The following is a 19,736-nucleotide window of genomic DNA, read 5'->3' as shown; positions in this document are numbered from 1 at the left end:
GCCGCCCGTCGATGGTGCCACGAGCACACGGTGAGCGCGGACCCGCGTCGCGGTCACGATCGGTGACTCGACTGGACCGGATCGTGACCTTGTGCCATCGTCGACGGGTGTCATTGTTGATGCGCGCAGAGATGTTGGCCGATCACACCGTGGTTCTGGCGTTGAGCGGGGCGGTGGTCTATCAGAGTCCCGAGCAGATCCCGGGGGCGGTGCGGGCGGCGATCGTACGGTGGGCGCCCGAGGCGATCCTGCTGGACCTGGCCGACGTCACCGTGCTCGATGCCGCCGGGATCGCCGCGCTGCTGGACAGTCACCGCACGGCCGGGTGGGGCGGGATCTCCTTCGCGCTGATCAACGTCGGCTCGTTCGTGATGGCCCAGCTCCGCGAGGTCGGCGTCGCGTCCTTCATCCGGGCGCAACCGCCGGCCGGGGCGCATCAGGCCGTCGACGCCTGAGAGGGACTCCTGCAACGGCTCACCCGGATCCACCTCGTAGGGGACGTGAGGGCCCTCGAGCCGGTTCCACCCGGAAGGCACGCACGTCGGCTGGGGCGTGCCGGGGTGACCCTCGGCCTCCGCGTGCCGTCGCCGCCGGCGCTGGTCAGCGAAGTTCGTGAGCGCCGCGCCGGCGTAGGTCCGTCTGCCTCGCCGGATGCCGCACGCGGCGGGTCGCAGCCCGGCCCGGATCGTCCAGCCGGGCGCGGAGCCGGGCCACGGCGGCCAGGACGTCAGCGCGGTTACCGGCGGACTTGATCCACGCCGGCAACTTCTCGATCATCGACATCGAACAGCCCCCGTACGGGCCGCGCTCGCGCAGGTCCGCGGCGACGTACTCGCCCAGCAGGGTCAGATGTTCCCGGTTGTACGCCCACAGCCGGTGCCCTCGCACGGTCGTCGTGAGCCACAACGGCTGCTGGAAGAACGGGTCGACGGCTGCTCCCCACCACGATGACCGGCCCGGCGACGACCAGGTTGCGGTGTGACCGCACGGACGGCACACCAGCCGCCTCGGACGCGACGTCGGCAGCAGGTCGGTGGCCGGATCCGCGATCACCAGGGCGTGCGCGGCGCAGCGCGGGCACACCGCGTCGATCGGGTGCAGGGCGAGGTTGTACAGCGAGTAGTCCGAGGTCGGATCGCGGAAACGCGGCGCCCGTACTCTCATGCGGCGGACGATACCCCGTGGACCAGTCCGGCCACCGCCGCCTCCACCGCGGCCCGGCGGTCGCCCGGGGCGTCAGCGTGCAGTGCCTTCAGTGACCACGAGGCGGTGTCCCAGCTGGTCACCAGCGCGAGCACCATGGCGAGCAGCTCCACCGCCGGGATGTCGGAACGGATCCGGCCCGCCGTCCGCGCGGCCTCCAGAGCGTCGATCTTCGCCCGGTAGGCCGCGACCTCGGCATCGATGGGTTGCGGCCGCTCCAGCGCCGCCCACAAGGTCAGCCGCCGCACATGCGGACGCGACTCCAGCAGGGTGAACAACTCACCGGCGTAGCCCGGCAGGTCCGCGGCGTCGAACGCGACGGCCTCCGCCAGCTCCAGCAGGCTGCCGCCCACGACGAGGTCGAACAGCTCCTCCTTGGTGCCGAAGTGCATGTAGATCGACCGTTTGTTGGCCCGGGCGGTCTCGGCGATGCGGTCCACCCGGGCGCCGGCCAGGCCGTACCGGGCGAACTCGTCGACTGCCGCCTGCATGAGGCGGCGCTTGGTCTCGGTGGCGTCGGGCGGCATGTGATCCATCGTACGTAACCATCCGGTTGCTTACCCGGCCCGGGTGACGCAGGATGAATGTATCCAGTTAGTTACCTACGGAGGAAGTCATGCCCCGCACCTGGTTCATCACGGGCACGTCCTCGGGTTTCGGCCGCCGGCTCACCGAGCAGCTGCTCGACCGGGGAGACCGCGTCGCCGCCACCGCCCGTCGCCCGCAGACCCTCGACGACCTCGCGGCGCGCCACGGCGACCGGCTGTGGCGCGCCAGCCTGGACGTCACCGACACCACGGCGCTGCGCGAGGTGGTCGGTCGCGCGTTCGCCGAGCTCGGCCGCATCGACGTGGTCGTGTCCAACGCCGGCTACGGCCTCTTCGGCGCCCCCGAGGAGCTCAGTGACGAGCAGATCGACCGGCAGATCGCCACCAACCTCACGGCCTCGATCCAGCTGGCCCGCGCCGCCACCCCGCACCTGCGCCGTCAGGGCGGCGGGCGGTACATCCAGATCGCGAGCGTCGGCGGCCAGGTCGCCTTCCCGGCGATGAGCCTCTACCACGCGACCAAGTGGGGCATCGAGGGCTTCTGGGAGTCCTCCGCGGCCGAGCTCGCGCCGTTCGGCATCGGCGTCACGATCGTCGAGCCCGGCGTGTCGCGCACCAACTTCGCCGGCGGCGCGGTCCTGGGCGAGGCACTGCCCGAGTACGCCGACGGACCGTCCGGGCAGCTGCGGCGCATGCTCTCCGGCGACCTGCCGCCCCTGCCCGCCCCCGGCGACCCCGTCAAGATCGCCGCGGCCGTCATCGCCTCGGCCGACCTGCCCGAGGCGCCGCTGCGCCTGACGCTCGGCTCGGACGCGTACGAGGTGGCGACCGCGGCTCTGCGCCACCGCCTCGAGGCCCTCGAAGCGGCCCGGGACCTCGCCTACTCGACCGACGCCGGCACCACTGGGTAAACGTCAACTTCGTCGCCGGGCTCGCGGCGGCTCCCGGGCTGGTCGCCTACAGCAGCAGCAAGTGGGCACTGCGGGGCCTGATGCGCGCCGCCGCGAGCGAACCGGTCCGCGACGGCATCCGGGTCAACGCCGTGCACCCGGGCATCATCGAGACGCCGCCGGCCTACGGCCCCGGACGGCTACGAGCTCGTCCCGGTCGGTGCGCTGGCCGTTCCGCGCCGGGCGGCACCCGGGGGGATCGCCGACTTCATCCTGTTCGCCGCCTCGGATCTGACCCGCTTCGCCACGGCTCGGAGATCGTCGCGGACGGCGGTTTCGCCCTCGGCCCCGTCGCCTGACCGGCGGCGGGTGCGCCGCCTTCGGGCCATCACGCGGGGCGCGCCGGTGGCGCCGTTCAGGCAGTGGGTGCTGACGTCGACGGCGGTGGCCGGTCGTTGCTGTGGTGCCGCAGGACGTGGCTGCGGGCGTGCGCGATGGCGCTCGGGGTGTCGGGAAAGACGGACCCGTCGCGGCGCAGCTGCTCGGCGACGCCGAGCCTGCCCAGAATCTCCTCGTGGCCGGCGGCGATGCCGGAGAGCAGCACGGTGATGCCGCGCCGCTGCAGCCGGTCGATCGCATCACCGAGCACGTGCGCGCCCGTGGCGTCGACGGTCGACACCCGTGACATGCGCAGGATCACCACCCGGGCGTCGGTGATCTCGGACAGCTGCATCAGGAACGTGTGCGCCGCCCCGAAGAACAATGGTCCGTCGAGCCGGTAGGCGACGATGTGCTCAGCCAGCAGGGCGTGCTCCTCGGCGCTGTGATCGCCCTGCTCCAGCGGGATCTGCTCGATGCGTGCCGTCAGCGCCACGGCGCGCAGGGCCAGCACGATCGCGACAGCGATTCCGACCGCGACGGCGGTGACCAGGTCGAAGACGACAGTGACGGTGAAGGTGAGGATGAGCACCAGGGCGTCGCGGCGGGTGGAGCGGGCCAGCGCGAGCAGCGAGGCCGCCTCCACCATCCGCACGGTGGTGGCCAGCAGCACCCCGGCCAGAGCGGCCAGCGGGATGTGTTCGACCAGCGGGGCGGCCGCCAGCACGATGACGGCCAGGGCGACGGCGTGGGTCAGCGATGCGAGCTTCGAGCGGGCGCCGGCGCGGACGTTGACGGCCGTGCGGGCGATCGCGGCCGTCGCCGGGATACCGCCGAAAACGGGGGAGACGAGGTTGGCCAGCCCTTGACCGAAAAGCTCCCGGTCGGGGTCGTGGCGTTCGTTGACGGTCATGGCATCGGCGACCGTGGCCGACAGCAGGCTCTCGAGGGCGGCCAGCGCGGCCACCGCGACCGCGGCGGGCAGCAGTGCCGGCACGGCGCTGAGGTCGAGGAAGGCCAGCGATGGAGCGGGTACGCCGGCGGGCAGGTCACCGATGCTGGGCAGCGATAATGGGGTGGTCGCGGCCAGGACCGTGGCGGCGGCGACGCCCAGCAGGGAGAACGGCATGCCGGGCCGCCGGCGCGCGCCGAGCAGCATCAGTGTCGCGACGCCCAGGGCCACCGCGACGGAACTCGGGTGCGGGTGGCGGGCGAAGCGGGCGACCGCGTCGGCGGCCACCGCCCAGACCTTGTCGCCGTGCGCGTCGGCGATCCCGAGGGCAACCGGTAGCTGTTGCAGCGCGATGACCACAGCGATCCCCGCGGTGAAGCCTTCGATCACCGGAGTGGGCAGGTACCGCACGTAGCGGCCGAGGCGGGCCACCGCCAGCGCGACGAGGATGACCCCGGCCATCGCGCCGACCATCAGCACTCCGGCCGCGCCGACCTCGGCGACGACCGGGACCAGGACCACGGTCATCGCCCCGGTCGGCCCGGAGACCTGCAGATTCGAGCCGCCGAACACGGCCGCCACCGCGCCGGCGACGATCGCGGTGATCAGTCCCGCCTGCGCCCCCAGGCCGGAGGTGACCCCGAAGGCCAGCGCCAGTGGCAGGGCCACCACGGCCACGGTCAGCCCGGCGATCAGATCCCCGCGCGGTGAGCGCCGCACCGCGGCCCAGTCGGACCGCTGGGGAAGCAGGTCGCCGAAGCGCGCACTCAGGCCCACGGCACCCTCTTCCCACACCGGCGACTGCTCCGCCGCTCCACGACTTGCCAACTTTAGCAATTAAGCAAATGGCAGAGAGAGGAGGACTGGCGAGTGTGCCCGCCGGACCCGCAGTCGCCACCGTGGTCGCTGCCGTGGAAAGGTGGTGACGGTGAGCCGACCGCTGTACCAGTTGAAAGCCGAGTTCTTCAAGACCCTCGGCCATCCGGCGCGCATCCGGGTGCTGGAGCTGCTCAGCGAGCGCGAGCACTGCGTGGCCGAGATGCTGCCCGAGGTCGGCATCGAGCCCGCCCACCTCTCGCAACAGCTGGCCGTGCTGCGCCGGGCCGGCCTGGTCGTCACCCGGCGCGAAGGATCCACCGTCTACTACGCGCTGACCAGCCCGCACGTCGCCGAGCTGCTGTACGTGGCGCGCCAGATCCTGTCCGGGGTCCTCAGTGGTCAGGCCGAGCTGCTCCGGGATCTGCACGCCGACCCGACGTAGCCGCCCGCTCAGAGCTCGAGGGCCCGCTCGATCGACCGGAGCCGGTGCCGGGCCATGGCGAGGTTCGCGCGGTTCCGGTTCAGCGCCAGGTACATGAACAGGCCCTGGCCGGACGAACCGGTGACCGGCCGGATGAGGTGGTACTGCGAGCCGAGCGTGACCAGGATGTCGTCGATCGTCTCGCGCAGCCCCAGCAGGTCGATCGTGCGCAGCTTGGCCCGCAGCACCTCCGTGTTGGCCGCCGCGGCGACAGCGACGTCGAAACCCCGGTCACCGCCGGCCGTGCCGAGGGCCATGCCGCTGGTGTAGTCGACGATGGCCGCCGCGATCGCGCCGTCCAGTTGCAGGGCGTCCTTGAGCGCCACATCCATCTCCGCCATGCGTAACCCCTCCCACGTGGTGTGTTGTCCGGACCGAGGATCAGCGACCCGGACGCGGGCCGGTCGGACTCCGTGTCCGCCTCAGCGCCCACCGATCGGTGCGAGACTCGGGCATCACGGGATGCAGTTGCCGATTTTTGCAACTCGGCAGACCGGCAACTGCCGTGCCGGGCAAGTGGTGAGGGTTGCTGGTGTCGGTACCGCTCTATCAGGCCAAGGCGGAGATGTTCCGCGTCCTCGGCCATCCCGTACGGATCCGGGTGCTGGAGCTGCTGCAGGCCGGTCCGCTGGCGGTCCGCGACCTCCTGGGCGAGATCGACGTCGAGCCGTCCACCCTGTCGCAGCACCTGGCCGTCCTGCGCCGGGCCGGCGTGGTCGCCTCCGTCCGCGACGACGGCCCCGTCCGGTACGCCCTCAGCACGCCCGCCGTCGCGGACCTGCTGGCTGCCGGTCGCCGCATCCTGGGCGCGGTCCTGGCCGACCGGGACGGGCTGCTGGCCGAGCTGCGGGCGCACCGCGATTCCGATGAGCCCAGGGGCAACCTGACACGTTCCTGACTTGTGCTTGGAAGGCTCCTTGCGCCCGGGACCGCCCCGGGCGCGGGAGAGAGAGGCAACCCGATGCGGAGAAGTCACCCGCTGCTGGTGACAGTCGTGGCGCTGGCGGCATTGTCGGCCTGCGGATCGTCCGAGCCGGCCGCCGACAAGTCGTCCGAAGTGGCCACCCTGACCAGTCCCGCGGCGCAGGCGTCCACCGCGCCGAAACCGGAACGACCGCGGGAGCGGCTGGACGGCACGCCCGAGGAGTTCGAGGCCATGCTCGGGCCGTACAACAAGTGCCTCAAGGAGCACGGCGCGCTACCCAAGAGCGAGTGGTTCCCGGACGGCACCAGCAAGAAGCCGGACCCCGAGAAGATCGCCGCGCTGGCCGACAAGGCCGAGGCGGCCGACCGGATCTGCAACCCGCAGTACTACCCGTTGCCACCGTGGGAGAAGGACCCGGCCAACCCGGAGGCGCGCGACTTCGCCCGCGACGTGGTCAAGTGCCTGAAGGAAAAGGGCGTGAAGTACGTCGGCACGGACGTCAACGGCGTGGACATCGCCCTCGGCGGGGAGCAGAACCACATGCCTTCGGTGCGCAAGGGCCTGGATCTGATGCCCGAGTGCGAGCGTCAGGCCGCGGCCCAGCTGAAGAAGTAGCCGGGCGGGGCGGCGGTCGGAACCCCGGCCGCCGCCCCGGGTGCGTTCAGACGGTGGCGAGCGCTTGCGTCGGGGTCAGGCGGGCCGCCCGTACGCACGGATACACCCCCGCCAGCACCCCGACGACGATGGCCCCGCCGACGCCGAGCGCCGCTGAGCGGGCGGGCAGCACCAGGGGCCAGTCCTGCCAGGCCGCGTACCCCATGGTCGCGAGCAGGCCCAGCGCGGTGCCGGCCAGCCCGCCCACCGTGGCCAGCACCACCGACTCGGTGAGGAACTGCCCGCGGATCTGGCCGCGGGTCGCGCCCAGCGCGCGCCGCAGGCCGATCTCGGAGCGCCGTTCCAGCACCGACACGACCATCGTGTTGGCCACCCCGATGCCGCCGACCACCAGCGCCACCCCGGCCAGGGCCAGGAACAGCACCGAGAAGCTGCGTTCGGTCGCCCGCTTGGCGGCCAGCGCGTCGGACGGCCGGGTGATCATCACCGCGCCGGGCCGCTCCGGTGAGACGGTCTCGGGCAGCACGCCGCGCACCGCCTCGATCTGCGTCTCGTCGCTGCGCACGTAGAGCACGGTCGGGTGGCCGTCGAAGGCCAGCTCGGATTTCGCCGACGGCCAGCCGACCAGCACCGAGCGGTCGATGTCGGGGGTCAGCGGCGTGGTGGCCAGGATGCCGACCACGGTGAACTTGCGGTCGGCGATCACCACCTGCGGTGCCGGTACGCCGGCCGGCAGCCCCGTGACACCGAGCCGGTCGGCGGCGACCGAGCCGAGCACCACGGCGGGGAACTTCTCGGTGACCGGGGTGAGCCAGGTGCCCGCCCGGACCCGCGCGTTGATGATCGGCGGCAGGTCGATCCGGGCGGCCAGCACGGTCAGCCCGGAACCGTCCCGGGGGTCGGTGCGGTCGTTGCGGCGTACCACGGTGTGGGTGTTGGCGACCGCGCTGGCCCCGGTGACCGGGCCGATCCGGCGGACCATCTCCACCGCCGACTCCGGCAACGGGGCCGGCGGCACCAGGTCGGGCAGCGCCATCGCCTGCAGCGTGTTGGTGCCCAGGGCGCTGAGCTCGTCGACCAGCGCGGCCTGGCTGGACGCCGGGATGCCGGTCACCACGATCATCGTGGCGATGCCGATCGCGATGCCCAGCCCGGACAGGGCGGCGCGGGCCGGCCGGGTCCGCAGGCCGATCATCCCGAGCGCCAGCAGGTCCGCCGGGGCCAGCCGGGCCGGCCGGACCGCCGCCGCCCGGGTTGTGGCCGCTGCGGTCCGCGCCGCCCGGGTCCGGACCGTCCGGCTCATCGCGGCACCGCCGTGGCGTCGCTGACCAGGCGGCCGTCGCGGATCTCGACCTGCCGTGGCAGGGACGCCGCGATGTCCCGGTCGTGGGTGATCAGCGCGATGGTCGTGCCCTCCTCGTTGAGCCGGTGCAGCAGGCTGAGCACAGCGCGGCCGTTGGTGGTGTCCAGGGCGCCGGTCGGCTCGTCGGCCAGCACCAGCGACGGCTGGTTGACCAGCGCCCGGGCGATCGCCACCCGCTGCCGTTCGCCGCCGGACAGCTCGTGCGGGCGGTGCCCGGCCCGGTGGGCCAGACCGACCCGGGCCAGCGCGTGCCGGGCCCGGTCGCCACGGTGCCGGCGGGGCACCCCGGCGTAGAGCAGACCGGTGGCCACGTTCTCCGCCGCGCTGAGCCCGTCGGTGAGGTGGAACTGCTGGAAGACGAAGCCGATCTCGCGTGCTCGCAGGGCCGACAGGTGGCGGTCGCTGAGCGTGGCCACGTCCTGCCCGGAGATGCGGACCGAGCCCGTGGTGGGGCGGTCGAGCGTACCGATGATGTTGAGCAGGGTGGATTTGCCGGACCCGGAGGGGCCGACGATGGCCACCATCTCGCCCCGGGCGATGTCCAGGTTCACCCCGGCCAGCGCGGTCACTCCGCCGGGATAGCGCATGCCCGCGTCGCGGACGCGGAGAACGGGTTCCCCTGTCACGACGCGACCACCACGTCCGTGCCCGCGTCCAGGCCGGCCCCGCTGATCTCGACCCAGCCGTCGGCGAACATCCCGGTCTTCACCGCGACCAGCCCGCCCGGGCCCTGCACGGCGTAGCCGCCCTCGGTCAGCGCGATCAGGGCCTCGATCGGCGCGGCCAGCACGTCCTCGACGGTCGTGCCGGCCACGTTCACCCGGACGTCCGCCGAGTCCAGGTCGGCGATCGCCTTCGGGTCGTCGACGGTCACGGCCACGGTCATCGTGGGCTCGCCGTCGGCCACGGCACCCTCCGGCGCGGCGAGGGTCCGGCCCACCGAGGAGATCCGGGCCTTCACCGTACGGTCGTCGGGCAGCGTCACGGTGACGGCCTTGCCGCGTTCCAGGACGGCGGCGTCGCCCAGCTCGGCCGGCACGGTGATGACCTTGCGGGTGGAGGTGACCGACATCAGCGGGCCGTTCGCGGGGGAGCCGGGCTGGACGGCCAGCGCGTCGACCCGGATCGCGCCGGGGAGCACCTCGACGTCGCCGACCGCGATCCGCCCGGTGACCGGCAGGCCGCGGTCCTGCTGCCAGTCCTTGATCGCCGCGATCAGGCCGGTGGTGAGGACGCCGTCGCCCTTCCTGACCTTCACGGTCGTGGACTTGGCGGCGGCCGGGGGCGTTTCCGGGGCTTTCCCGGCGGCCGGTGCGGCGGATGCCACGGGGGCGGGTTCCGTCCGGGTCACTCGTTCGCCCACGGAGGGCTGGTTGCCGATGCCGTACCCCAGCGCCCGCAGATTGTCCGCGACGATCCGCACGTCCCGGCCGACCAGCTGGCGCCCGGCGATCGGCCGGTAGAGCGGCATCCTGCCGTAGAAGAGCGACACCGGCTTGTCGTCCGCGCGGAACAGCTGCTGGCCCCGCTTGATGGTGGCGCCGACGGCCGGTAGCCAGGTCACCGTGGCCTCGGTGTGCCCGGCCAGCGGGCGTGACGCCCCGAAGCCGATGCTGCCGTCCAGCTGCTTGGTGGTGGACAGGTCCCGGCGTTCCAGCTTGACCGTCTCGACCGCCGACGGCCCCGGCGCCGCGGGCTGCCCGGACGCCCGGTGCCGGGTCACCACGATCCCGGCCGCGACCGCGGCGATCACGACGACGATGCCTCCGGCCAGCCACTTCACCGTGCTGCGCCGCCGTGGTGGCGGGTCCGGGACGAGGGGGATCACCTCGGTCGGGGAGTCAACCTTCGGATGCATGCCGACGAGCGTCGCCGGAGATCGTTAGGAAGCTGTCAGGTATGCCGGAGAAGTCCGCCGCGCGAGCCCGGCCCGGCCTATCATCGCCGCCATGCGTGCTCGGGTCCTGGTTGCCGATGACGATCCCCGCCAGGCCGAGGTCGTGCGCCGGTACCTGACCGCGGCCGACCACGACGCGCACGTCGTGCACGACGGCCGGGCCGCCCTGGACGTGGCCCGGCGGTGGCGGCCCGACCTGCTGGTGCTCGACGTCATGATGCCCGGCCTGGACGGGCTGCAGGTGTGCCGCACCCTGCGCCAGGAGTCGGACGTGCTGGTGCTGATGCTCACCGCCCGTACCGCCGAGGACGACCTGCTGCTCGGCCTGGAGCTCGGTGCCGACGACTACCTGACCAAGCCGTACAGCCCGCGGGAGCTGATGGCCCGGGTGCGTACCCTCCTGCGCCGGGCGTCCCGCGGCGCGCCGGTGCCGGCCGGCCCGGGGCCGCGCCGCATCGGCCGGATCGGCGTCGACCCGGCCGTGCACCAGGTCACCGTCGGCAATGAGCCGGTCGAGTGCACCCGCGGCGAGTTCGCCATCCTGGCCGCCATGTCCGAGCAGCCGGAACGCGTCTTCACCCGGGCCCAGCTGCTGCACCACACCCGCGGGATCGACCGCAGCTCGACCGAGCGGACCATCGACGTGCACGTGATGAACCTGCGCCGCAAGATCGAGCTCGATCCGCAGCGGCCCACCCAGCTGATCACCGTCTACGGCGTCGGCTACCGGCTGTCGGCCGGATCGGCGGAGACCGCGTGAGCAACGGCCGGGTGCCGCTGCGGCACAGCCTGGTGACCCGCCTGCTCGTCACGTCCGTGCTGATCGCCGTGGCCGCCATCGCGGCGACCGCCTGGCTGGCCGCCAGCACCGCCACCCGCGCCATCCGGCAGGAGCAGGGCCGCTCGCTGACCGAGGACAAGGGCGTGTACGACATGCTCGTCGGCCACGCGGCCACCCACGCCGACTGGTCCGGCGCCCCGGCGCTGATCCGGGAGCGGGCCGCGAAGCTGGACCGCCGCATCACCCTGATGACCGCGGAACGGGTGGTGATCGCCGACTCCGGTCCGGGCCCGTCGCTGGCGGCCGCCCGCCCGTCGGCCACGGTCGACCCGCTGAACCTCGACCTGGCCCTGACCGGCGGCGCCGAGCGCATCGACGAGCGGGCGGTCGGCCCGTTCCGGGTCCCGTCGGACGAGCGCGGTCTGCTGCGCAAGATCGCCAATGACCAGCTGGCCTGCCTCCGCCGGATCGGCGCGGACGGCAAGATCGAGGAGCTGCCGAACGGGCGGCCGGCCGTCACGGTGACCGGCCCGGAGAAGGCCGGGCAGGCCTGCCTCGAGAAGCTGCCCGCGATCACCAGGGGCGAGGCCAAGCCGCTGGGGGAGCTGAGCCGGCTCGTCACCCGCTGCGTGGGCCCGCCGCGGGGGTACCGGTTCGGCGTGTGGCCCGACTTCTCGACGTCGGTGGAGAAGGTCGACCCGGCCGACGACCCGGCCGAGAATGTGGCGCCGGCCCTCACCATCCGGGAGCTGTTCGACGCCGGCGACACCCGGGCCGCCACCCGCGTCCGCGGCTGCGTCGAGAAGTCGCGGCGGGGCATGCTGCAGCCGTACGTCGCCCCTCCCGCCCTGCTGTTCGTGACCGACCCGGACACCGGCGCCGACCAGACCCGGTTCACCCTGTCCCGGGAGAACACGATCCGGATCGTGACGACCACCGGCGGCGTCCTGCTCGCCACCATCCTGATCACGGTGCTGGTCGGCCGCCGCCTGGTCCGCCCGCTGCGCGCCCTCACCGAAGCCGCGGACCGGCACACCCCGGCGCCGGTGTCCACCCAGGACGAGATCGGCCGGCTGGCCCGTGCCCTGAACGACTCCACCGAACGCCGCGACCAGGCGGAGGCCCAGCGCCGCGCGATGGTCAGCGACGTGGCGCACGAGCTGCGTACCCCGCTGACCAACATCCGCAGCTGGCTGGAGGCGGCCCAGGACGACCTGGCCCCGACGGACGGCCAGCTGGTCGAGCTGCTGCACGAGGAGGCGGTGCTGCTGCAGCACATCATCGACGATCTGAGCGACCTGGCCGCGGCGGACGCCGGCACGCTGCGCATCCACGCCGAACCGACCTACGTCCGCGACGTGCTGGCCCAGGTGGTGGACAGCCACCGCGCCCCCGCGCACGCGGCGGGGGTCCGGCTGGCGATGGAGGCGGACGGCGACCCGGTGGTGGCGGCCGACGCGGTACGCCTGCGCCAGATGATCGGCAACCTGGTGTCGAACGCGGTCCGCTTCACCCCGCGCGGCGGGTCGGTCACGGTGGGAGCGCAGGGATCGACGATCACCGTACGGGACACGGGGGTGGGTATCTCGGCGGAGAACCTGCCGCGGGTGTTCGACCGGTTCTGGCGGGCCGACGAGTCCCGGAGCCGGGCCACCGGCGGCAGCGGCCTGGGGCTGGCGATCGTCCGCAAGCTGGCGGAGGCACACGGCGGAACGATCGAGGTGGCCAGCACCCCGGGCAGCGGCACGACCTTCACCGTGAGGTTGCCGTAGGCCCCTTGGTGGCGAGCGATCGCTGCGGCGTGACCTGTCTTGGTCTTGCGCGTATCGTGCTTGTATGGCAGACCGTTCCGCCCTCGCCCCTGTGCGGCTGACCAGCCGACCGGGCCGTCTGGCGCTGGTTGCCCCGGATCTCGCCCTGCTGCAGGGGCCGACGAGCGGCGTCGTCGAGCTACCACACCGGCTGGTCTGGCTGCCGCCGCAGGATCGTCGCTTCGACCTCGAGGACGGCTTCGACCTCAAACGGGTCTATGAGATCGTGCTGCGCGAGGCGATCTGTATCGACGAGCTGGCCACCTGGCTGGATGCGGCGACGCTACGCCGGTTGTGGACGGAGCTGTATCTGCCCCGCGGCGTTCGCACAGCGTGGGAGCTGCGCCACCCGGACCTGGTCGGACACCGGGCCGCCGCTTGAGCGCACCGCCGATCGACCCGTTCCACGAAAAGGTGGTCCGCGTCGCACTGAGGGTTGCCCACCGGTACGGATTCGTGCTCGGGAGGGCCTCGCCCTGATCCTGCACGGCGCGCTACAACGCCCGACCGAGGACATCGACCTGTTCGGCCCGGAGGACATGGACTACTTCATGGCCGAGATGGTCGCCTTCCCGGGCGTCGGCGGCGAAGGGGCGGTCAGGGTGAGCCTCGGGCACCTCGATCGCACCCGGGCGCCGGTGGTGCTCGAGGTCGGTCCGGTCATGGCCATGGCAGACCTGATGGCGTGGAAGGTCGCCGCGCTGGTGTCCCGCGCTGAGGTGCGCGACTTCGTCGATGTCTCAGTGTTTCTGGCCGCCCACGCCCTCGAGGACGAGGACGTAGCGCGGGTCGGCTCACGCCTGGACGAGACGCCGGATCGAGTTTTCGCGCCGCACGGGCTCGGGCCGCCGGAGATCGCCGAACTGCGGAACCGGTTCCCGCCTTGGCCACGCCGGTCAACTTCATCACCCGGCGAGTCGTAGGTCGGGCCGTTGTCCTGGTCATTTCCGGCAAATTGGTGTATCTGGTGCGGCGCTACGCGACCAAGGTGAGGCGCCGGCCCGGCTGAGCCGCGCTGAGCCGCTTTTGGCTTTCCGTTGCCGTCCTCCTATGGTGGGGCCATGTCGCCGGTGACGTTCTGCTCGCCTGCCGTCACCGAGGTGCCGGCGGCCGCGGCGTGCGTGCTTCCGCCGGTGCCGGTGGCCTCCCGGGTGGTGGCCATCGCATCCACGCTCACGTCCGTGCTGCCGGCGCGCACCGGGCGAGGCCCTCCCGCGGACCGTTTGTATCCATCGAACGGCCGCCAGGGCGAAGCTTCCAGCTTCGGCCCTTTTTTGTTTTCCCCACTTTCCGAGAGGCAGATCATGAGTACCGAGCAACAGACTGTCGACCACGGCCGGCTGGCCGATCTGCGCGCGTCGCTGACGGATGATTTCGCCACGCAGACGGCCCGGCTGCGGGAACTCACCGAGCTCAACGCCGACACCGGCGACCCCGGCGAGGCTCACAACCGGGCCGGGCTGCTGGCCGCGACGCGGCGCAGTATCGAGCAGATCTCCGGTGCCCTGCGCCGGATCGCCGAAGGCGCCTACGGCGCCTGCGAGAAGTGCGACCGCGCCATTCCCGTGGAGCGTCTCGAGGTCCTTCCGCATGCCCGCTTCTGCGTGCCGTGCCAGGAGAAGCACGGCTGAACCGAGGTGGTTGCCGTGCCGTTGCGGCGGCACGGCAACCCCGCCGGGGCTTGCCGTGCGTACCGGGGCGGGCCAGATTGGAACCCATGACCAGCCTCGCCGGCACCTCCGTGCAGAACCACCGTCCCGCCGCGCGTCTCGGCGGAGCCGAGGGCGTGCTGACCGACGGCCAGGTGCGGGCGTTCGTCCGCGAGCAGCTGGCCGCCGTGGATCTCGACGGCCGCAGTGTCTGCATCCTGGTGCCGGACGGTACCCGCACCTGCCCGTTGCCGCTGCTGCTCGGTGCGGTCCACGAGGCGCTGTCCGGACGGGTGAGCCGGATGACGACGCTCATCGCGCTCGGCACGCATCAGCCGATGAGCGCGGCGGCGATCGCGCGGCACCTCGGGTTCACCGAGGGCGCGCTCGAAGCGACCTATCCCGGCATGACCGTGCTCAACCACGAGTGGTGGCTGCCCGAGTCGTTCGCCGACCTCGGGACCATCCCCGCGGCCCGGCTGACCGAGCTGTCCGAGGGGCGGCTCAGCATGGACGTCCCGGTGCTGCTGAACAAGGCCGTCGTCGAGCACGACGTGGCCCTGGTCGTCGGTCCCGTCCTGCCGCACGAGGTGGTCGGGATCTCCGGCGGCAACAAGTACTTCTTCCCGGGCGTCGCCGGACAGGAGATCATCGACGTCTCGCACTGGATCGGCGCGCTCATCACCTCGGCCGAGATCATCGGCACCACGGCGATCACCCCGGTCCGCGCGCTGATCAACGAGGGTGCGGCGCTCGTACCCGCGGAGAAGTTGTCGTTCTGCGTCGTCGGCGAAGCCGGCAGCCTCGACCTGCACTCGATCTCCTTCGGCGACACCGTCTCGGCCTGGGCCGACGCCGCCGAGGTCTGCGCGGCGACCCACGTGCACTACCTCGACGAGCCGGTGCACCGGGTCATCTCGCTGGTCCCGCAGATGTACGACGACATCTGGACCGGCGCCAAGGGCTTCTACAAGCTCGAGCCGGCCGTGGCCGACGGCGGCGAGGTCATCCTGTACGCGCCGCACATCACCACGATCTCCACGAGCCACCCGGAGATCAACGAGATCGGCTACCACTGCCGCGACTACTTCGTGAAGCAGTGGGACCGCTTCAAGCACATCCACTGGGGCACGCTGGCCCACTCCACCCACCTGCGCGGCGCGGGCACCTACGATCCGGAGACCGGCGAGGAACGGCTGCGCGTACGGGTGACCCTGGCGACCCGGATCCCGCCGGAGGTGTGCCACGCCGCCAACCTGGGTTATCTGGACCCGGACTCCCTCGACATCCCGGCCGAGATCGCCGCCGGCACCTTCGTGGTGCCCGACGCCGGCGAGGTCCTCTTCCGGCTGCGCTGAGGAGTCCTCCGTGAACGTGGAACGGGTCCGGGATGCGTACGCCTCCGTCGCCGATCTCTCCATCGACCTGTTCGGCGCCCGGGAGAAGGTGGCCGCCGCCGATCTCGCCTTCATCGGGCGGCACCTGACCCTGCGGTCCGGGACCGTGCTGGATGTGGGCTGTGGTCCCGGGCATCTGACCGGTTACCTTCGCGGGCTCGGTGTCGACGCGGTTGGGATCGACCTGGTCCCCGAGTTCATCGCCCACGCGCTGGCGACCCACCCCGACGGCACGTACCACCTCGGGTCGATGACCAGCCTCGACGTCGCTGACCGAGCCGTCGCGGGGATTCTGGCCTGGTACTCGCTGATCCATCTGGCGCCGCCGGAGCTCGACGGTGTGCTGACCGAGTTCCGGCGGGTGCTGGCGCCGGGCGGCACGCTGGTGGCCGGGTTCTTCGACGGCGAGGAGATCGAGCCCTTCGACCACAAGGTCACCACCGCCTACCGGTGGCCGGTCGGCGCGTTCTCCGAGCGCTTGGCGCGCGCGGGTTTCACCGAGGTTGAGCACGAGCGCCGGCCCGGCAACGACACCCAGCGCCCGCTCGCCGTGATCGCGGCGGTCGTGAGCGACGCCGGGAGCTGAGCGCAGGGCGGTCAGTCGACGCCGGACAGGTCCTGCATGAGCCAGCCGGGCGTGTCGAGCCGGACCGGGGCGTCGGCCAGGAGTCGGCGCAGCGAGTCCTCGAGCACCTTGATCGCGTCCGCGCCCACCTGCTGCTCCCACTGCTCCCGCAACTCGTCGAAGATGGCCTCGCCTTCGCGCAGCATCGCGAGACCGTGCTCGGTGACGCGCAGGCGCATCCGCCGCCGGTCGGCCGGGTCGGGCTCGCGGCTGACGAAGCCGCGCTCCTCCAGCCCGGCGATCGTCTTCGCCGCGGACTGCTTGGCGACCGACATCCGGCGGCCGAGCTCGGAGGCGGTGTCGGCGCCGGACAGGATCGCCTGCAGGGCGAAGTCGTGCACCGGCCGGACGTCGGCGTAGCCGCGCGCGGCGAGCTCGGCGGTCGCGCGGTCGGCCAGGGCGCGGAAACCACCGAGCAGCAGCAGAGCCAGGTCGGCTCCGGATCGGGACATGCGCCCAGCCTATAAGAACGATTGACAACGACAGCCTGGCTGTCTACTTTTAAACGACAGCCAAGCTGTCGATTTGAGGAGTTCGCATGCCCGCCATCACCCCTGCCGGTGCCACCATCCCCGGCGTCACCCACCACCTGGCCGAGGTCAACGGCACCCGGCTGCACTACGTCTCGGCCGGCACCACCGGCTCGACGATCCTGCTCGTGCACGGCTGGCCGGAGACCTGGTGGGCCTTCCGCAAGCTGATCCCGCTGCTGGCCGCGACCCACCGCGTCGTCGCCGTCGACCTGCGCGGCTTCGGCGACTCCGGCGCCGCCGACGGCGCCTACGACGACGCCACCTCGGCCGAGGACCTGCACCACCTGGTCACGCACCTCGGCGCGGGCCCGGTGCACCTGCTGTGCCAGGACATCAGCGGGGGACCGGGCTTCCGCTTCGCCGCCACCCATCCCGGCGACGTGCGCAGCCTCACCGCCGTCGAGACGACGCTGCCGGGGTACGGGCTGGAGAGCCTGGCCGACGTCAACCACGGCGGCTCGTGGCACGTCGGGTTCCTCGGCGCCCCGGGCATTCCCGAGATGCTCCTGCCCGGCCACGAGCGGCAGCTGCTCGCCGGGTGGGCGTACCCCATGATGACCGCGACGAAGGACGCGGTCACCGACGCCGACCTCGACGAGTTCGTCCGCTGCTATGCCCGCCCGCACGGCTGGCGCGGCACCGCGGGCCTCTACCAGGCGATCTTCGCCGACGCGGGCAGCACCAGGGCTCTGGCCGAGGCGCACCCGCTGACGATGCCGGTCCTGACCGTCGATGCGGTCAGCGCCCCGTTCACCGAGCAGACCTTCCGCCAGGTGACCGCGGGTGAGCTCACCGCCGTACGGCTGGCCGGGGTCGGCCACCTCGTGGCGCAGGAGGCTCCCGGAGCGCTCGCCGCCGCCATCCTGAAGTTCCTGGGCCCGCTCTGATCGATAGTGTGCCGCGATGGACGGGACACCGCTCACCGCGGAGCTGATCGTCGACGGCCGGGTGCCGCAAGCGGTGGCGTTGTCGCCGGACGGCCGGTGGGTCGCCTACGTGGTCGCTCCGGCCGGTCGGGCCGGTGACCATCCCGTGAGTGAAGTCTGGGTCGCCGCCACCGACGGAACCGAGCCGCCGCGACGGCTCACCTCGGGCGAGGCCCACGATGCGGCGCCACGCTGGGCCGCCGATTCGCGGCTGATCTACTTTCTCTCCGACCGGGCCGGGCGCGGCACGGCACAGGTCCATCGCATCGCCCTGGGCGACGGCGTCGTGGAGGCGCTGACGTCGTGGTCCGGCGGGGTGTCCGGGCATCTTCCGCTGGCCGCTCCCGATCTCGTCGCCGTGATCGCCGCCGACGAGCCGTCGGCCGAGGACGTGCGCCGGGCCACCGAGCGCGACGACGCCCGGGTGTGGGGAGAACGCGTACGTCCGGACCGGTTGCGGCTGCTCGACGTCGGCAGCGGGCAGATCCGGACACCGGACGGGTTCGGTGACCGCCACGTCGTCGAGGTGACCCAGCGTCCGGGCGACGGGATGCTGGCGGTGCTCAGCTGGTCCAGCCCCGAGGTGGACCCGGGCGCGATCGAGCCCGCTCTGCACCTGCTCGACCCGGCCGGCGGCCCGGCCCGCGACCTCGGCCCGGCCGCGGCGGACGCGTCGTCGCCGGTCTGGTGGTCCGCCGCCGACGGCTGGCACCTGGCGTACCTCGCCACCACCCCGCCGCTGCTGGCGGGCGGGCAGGCAGTGCTCGATGTCGCCGTACCGGTGAGCGGGCCGGCCGGCGAGCACCGCAACCTGACCGCCGGCGCGACCGTCTGCCCGGTCGCTCTGGTCCAGGCCGGCACCGGCCCGCCGCTGGTGCTGGTCGCCGACGGCCTCGACACCGCGATCCACCGGCTCGATCCGGCCGGGTCCCGTCCGGTCGAGGTGTCCCGGATCGACGGCCACGCGAAGTGGCTGACCACCAACCGGCACGGTGACGCTCTCGCGGCGGTCGTCAGCACCGCCTACGAGCCCCGCAACGTCCACGCCGGCCCCGCGCACGGGCCCCTGACCAGGCTGACCGACCTCCGGCCCGAGCTGCGGGGCATCCGGTGGGGCCGCCAGCACCGCCTGTCCTACCAGGCGCCCGACGGCCTGGCTCTCGACGGCCTGCTGATCCTGCCCGCCGGCCGCTCCCGCGACGACGGGCCGTTTCCGCTGGTGACCCTGGTCCACGGCGGCCCGTACGATCGGCACGCCGACCGGCTCATGCTCGACTGGGACCCGTCCGGACAGTGGCTGGCGACCGCCGGCTACGCCGTGTTCCTGCCGAACCCGCGCGGCAGCGCCGGCCGCGGCCACGACTTCGCGGTCCGTGTCGCCGGGGCGGTCGGCCTGCAGGAGTGGACCGACATCAGCGCCGGCATCGATCTGCTCGTCGCCGGCGGCGTCGCCGACCCGGACCGGCTGGGCATCGGCGGCTGGAGCCACGGCGGCTTCATGGCCGCGTGGGCGGTGGGGCAGACCGGCCGGTTCAAGGCGGCGGTGATGGGGGCCGGGATCAGCGACTGGGGGATGCTGGCCGCCACGGGGGAGCTGGGACGGTTCGAGTCCGCCCTCGGCGGCAGCAGTGGCTGGGAGGGACCGGGCCCGCACCACCACGACCGGCTCAGCCCGATCTCGTACGCCGCCGGGGTCCGCACGCCGGTGCTGATCCTGCACGGCGAGAACGACACCAACGTCCCGGTGTCCCAGGCGGAGTTCTACCACCGTGCGCTGCGCAGATTCGCCGTCGAGCACGAGTACGTCGTCTATCCCCGGGAACCTCACGCGTTGCGTGAACGCCACCACCAGCGCGACGTGTTGCGCCGTACCCGTGCCTGGTTCGACCGGTGGCTCGGGCCTGCACACGACCGCGCGTCGATATGACACACTCTCGGGACCA

22 protein-coding genes and 1 pseudogene are annotated in these 19,736 nt (G+C 72.6%); 15 read left to right on the top strand and 8 right to left on the bottom strand.

The features are described 5' to 3' along the window. Positions 1 to 149: 149 nt before the first annotated feature. Positions 150 to 455 (top strand): STAS domain-containing protein, encoded by a 306-nt coding sequence (locus Aau02nite_RS07335; protein WP_212987548.1) that lies wholly within the window; start codon positions 150 to 152, stop codon positions 453 to 455. A 145-nt stretch (positions 456 to 600) separates the two neighbouring features. Here Aau02nite_RS07335 and Aau02nite_RS07330 read toward each other — a convergent pair whose 3' ends face one another. Together Aau02nite_RS07330 and Aau02nite_RS07325 are read right to left on the bottom strand one after the other, a co-directional pair. Continuing rightward, positions 601 to 1,164, bottom strand: a complete 564-nt coding sequence (locus tag Aau02nite_RS07330) for a hypothetical protein (protein WP_212987547.1) — start codon at positions 1,162 to 1,164, stop codon at positions 601 to 603. Beyond that, a complete protein-coding gene (locus Aau02nite_RS07325) occupies positions 1,161 to 1,730 on the bottom strand; it encodes a TetR/AcrR family transcriptional regulator (RefSeq protein ID WP_212987546.1) in 570 nt (189 codons plus the stop codon). Before Aau02nite_RS07325 ends, Aau02nite_RS07330 begins: the two co-directional genes overlap by 4 nt. An 89-nt stretch (positions 1,731 to 1,819) precedes the next feature. Between Aau02nite_RS07325 and Aau02nite_RS07320 the strand changes: the two genes are divergently transcribed. Continuing rightward, complete coding sequence (locus Aau02nite_RS07320) at positions 1,820 to 2,662, top strand: SDR family oxidoreductase (RefSeq protein ID WP_212987545.1); 843 nt, start codon at positions 1,820 to 1,822, stop codon at positions 2,660 to 2,662. 32 nt (positions 2,663 to 2,694) lie between these two features. After that, a pseudogene (locus Aau02nite_RS47815) lies at positions 2,695 to 3,000 on the top strand (SDR family oxidoreductase); the annotation flags it as partial. Positions 3,001 to 3,056: 56 nt separating this feature from the next. On the opposite strand, the gene Aau02nite_RS07310 reads toward Aau02nite_RS47815, so the two are convergent. Continuing rightward, entirely contained in the window at positions 3,057 to 4,748 is a 1,692-nt protein-coding gene (locus Aau02nite_RS07310) for a SulP family inorganic anion transporter (RefSeq protein ID WP_246594966.1), read from the bottom strand. A 151-nt stretch (positions 4,749 to 4,899) separates the two neighbouring features. Here Aau02nite_RS07310 and Aau02nite_RS07305 point away from each other — a divergent pair, with 151 nt between their 5' ends. Then, positions 4,900 to 5,232 (top strand): ArsR/SmtB family transcription factor, encoded by a 333-nt coding sequence (locus Aau02nite_RS07305; RefSeq protein WP_212987543.1) that lies wholly within the window; start codon positions 4,900 to 4,902, stop codon positions 5,230 to 5,232. Positions 5,233 to 5,240: 8 nt separating this feature from the next. Here Aau02nite_RS07305 and Aau02nite_RS07300 read toward each other — a convergent pair whose 3' ends face one another. Beyond that, the gene (locus Aau02nite_RS07300; RefSeq protein ID WP_212987542.1) at positions 5,241 to 5,612 is read right to left on the bottom strand and encodes a hypothetical protein; all 372 of its coding nucleotides are present in this window, start codon (positions 5,610 to 5,612) and stop codon (positions 5,241 to 5,243) included. Between the two features lie 191 nt (positions 5,613 to 5,803). On the opposite strand from Aau02nite_RS07300, the gene Aau02nite_RS07295 reads away from it, so the two are divergent. After that, on the top strand, positions 5,804 to 6,169 hold the full coding sequence (locus Aau02nite_RS07295; protein ID WP_212987541.1) for an ArsR/SmtB family transcription factor: 366 nt from the start codon (positions 5,804 to 5,806) through the stop codon (positions 6,167 to 6,169). Between the two features lie 63 nt (positions 6,170 to 6,232). Beyond that, on the top strand, positions 6,233 to 6,811 hold the full coding sequence (locus Aau02nite_RS07290; protein ID WP_212987540.1) for a hypothetical protein: 579 nt from the start codon (positions 6,233 to 6,235) through the stop codon (positions 6,809 to 6,811). A gap of 46 nt (positions 6,812 to 6,857) precedes the next feature. On the opposite strand, the gene Aau02nite_RS07285 is transcribed toward Aau02nite_RS07290, so the two are convergent. From Aau02nite_RS07285 to Aau02nite_RS07275, 3 genes are read right to left on the bottom strand one after another with little or no spacing between them, the layout of a single operon-like run. Then, positions 6,858 to 8,114, bottom strand: a complete 1,257-nt coding sequence (locus Aau02nite_RS07285; protein WP_212987539.1) for an ABC transporter permease — start codon at positions 8,112 to 8,114, stop codon at positions 6,858 to 6,860. Next, the gene (locus Aau02nite_RS07280; RefSeq protein WP_212987601.1) at positions 8,111 to 8,761 is read right to left on the bottom strand and encodes an ABC transporter ATP-binding protein; all 651 of its coding nucleotides are present in this window, start codon (positions 8,759 to 8,761) and stop codon (positions 8,111 to 8,113) included. Before Aau02nite_RS07280 ends, Aau02nite_RS07285 begins: the two co-directional genes overlap by 4 nt. Positions 8,762 to 8,796: 35 nt before the next feature. Then, positions 8,797 to 10,032 (bottom strand): efflux RND transporter periplasmic adaptor subunit, encoded by a 1,236-nt coding sequence (locus Aau02nite_RS07275; protein ID WP_212987538.1) that lies wholly within the window; start codon positions 10,030 to 10,032, stop codon positions 8,797 to 8,799. A 91-nt stretch (positions 10,033 to 10,123) separates the two neighbouring features. Between Aau02nite_RS07275 and Aau02nite_RS07270 the strand changes: the two genes are divergently transcribed. From Aau02nite_RS07270 to Aau02nite_RS07240, 7 genes are all read left to right on the top strand, one after another. After that, complete coding sequence (locus tag Aau02nite_RS07270; protein WP_212987537.1) at positions 10,124 to 10,831, top strand: response regulator transcription factor; 708 nt, start codon at positions 10,124 to 10,126, stop codon at positions 10,829 to 10,831. Next, positions 10,828 to 12,624 (top strand): sensor histidine kinase, encoded by a 1,797-nt coding sequence (locus Aau02nite_RS07265; RefSeq protein ID WP_246594965.1) that lies wholly within the window; start codon positions 10,828 to 10,830, stop codon positions 12,622 to 12,624. The genes Aau02nite_RS07270 and Aau02nite_RS07265 overlap by 4 nt, the downstream gene beginning before the upstream one ends. A gap of 64 nt (positions 12,625 to 12,688) precedes the next feature. Then, positions 12,689 to 13,045, top strand: coding sequence for a hypothetical protein (locus tag Aau02nite_RS07260; protein ID WP_212987536.1), 357 nt, complete (start codon positions 12,689 to 12,691; stop codon positions 13,043 to 13,045). A 157-nt stretch (positions 13,046 to 13,202) separates the two neighbouring features. After that, a complete protein-coding gene (locus tag Aau02nite_RS07255; protein ID WP_246594964.1) occupies positions 13,203 to 13,586 on the top strand; it encodes a hypothetical protein in 384 nt (127 codons plus the stop codon). A 138-nt stretch (positions 13,587 to 13,724) separates the two neighbouring features. Next, positions 13,725 to 14,294 (top strand): TraR/DksA family transcriptional regulator, encoded by a 570-nt coding sequence (locus Aau02nite_RS46250; RefSeq protein WP_246594963.1) that lies wholly within the window; start codon positions 13,725 to 13,727, stop codon positions 14,292 to 14,294. Positions 14,295 to 14,380: 86 nt separating this feature from the next. Further along, a complete protein-coding gene (locus tag Aau02nite_RS07245) occupies positions 14,381 to 15,670 on the top strand; it encodes a lactate racemase domain-containing protein (protein WP_212987535.1) in 1,290 nt (429 codons plus the stop codon). 10 nt (positions 15,671 to 15,680) lie between these two features. Next, positions 15,681 to 16,295, top strand: coding sequence for a class I SAM-dependent methyltransferase (locus Aau02nite_RS07240; RefSeq protein ID WP_212987534.1), 615 nt, complete (start codon positions 15,681 to 15,683; stop codon positions 16,293 to 16,295). A gap of 11 nt (positions 16,296 to 16,306) precedes the next feature. On the opposite strand, the gene Aau02nite_RS07235 is transcribed toward Aau02nite_RS07240, so the two are convergent. After that, complete coding sequence (locus Aau02nite_RS07235) at positions 16,307 to 16,786, bottom strand: MarR family winged helix-turn-helix transcriptional regulator (RefSeq protein WP_212987533.1); 480 nt, start codon at positions 16,784 to 16,786, stop codon at positions 16,307 to 16,309. A gap of 86 nt (positions 16,787 to 16,872) precedes the next feature. On the opposite strand from Aau02nite_RS07235, the gene Aau02nite_RS07230 reads away from it, so the two are divergent. Both Aau02nite_RS07230 and Aau02nite_RS07225 read left to right on the top strand, forming a co-directional pair. Then, the gene (locus Aau02nite_RS07230; protein WP_212987532.1) at positions 16,873 to 17,754 is read left to right on the top strand and encodes an alpha/beta fold hydrolase; all 882 of its coding nucleotides are present in this window, start codon (positions 16,873 to 16,875) and stop codon (positions 17,752 to 17,754) included. Positions 17,755 to 17,770: 16 nt separating this feature from the next. Then, positions 17,771 to 19,720, top strand: coding sequence for a S9 family peptidase (locus Aau02nite_RS07225; RefSeq protein ID WP_212987531.1), 1,950 nt, complete (start codon positions 17,771 to 17,773; stop codon positions 19,718 to 19,720). The last annotated feature ends 16 nt before the right edge of the window (positions 19,721 to 19,736 follow it).

Origin of the sequence: Actinoplanes auranticolor (assembly GCF_018332655.1) — a bacterium.
Classification (GTDB): Bacteria; Actinomycetota; Actinomycetes; order Mycobacteriales; family Micromonosporaceae; genus Actinoplanes; species Actinoplanes auranticolor.
The sequence above is the reverse complement of the archived record's forward strand: the minus strand, read 5'-3'. Positions and strand labels throughout refer to the sequence as shown.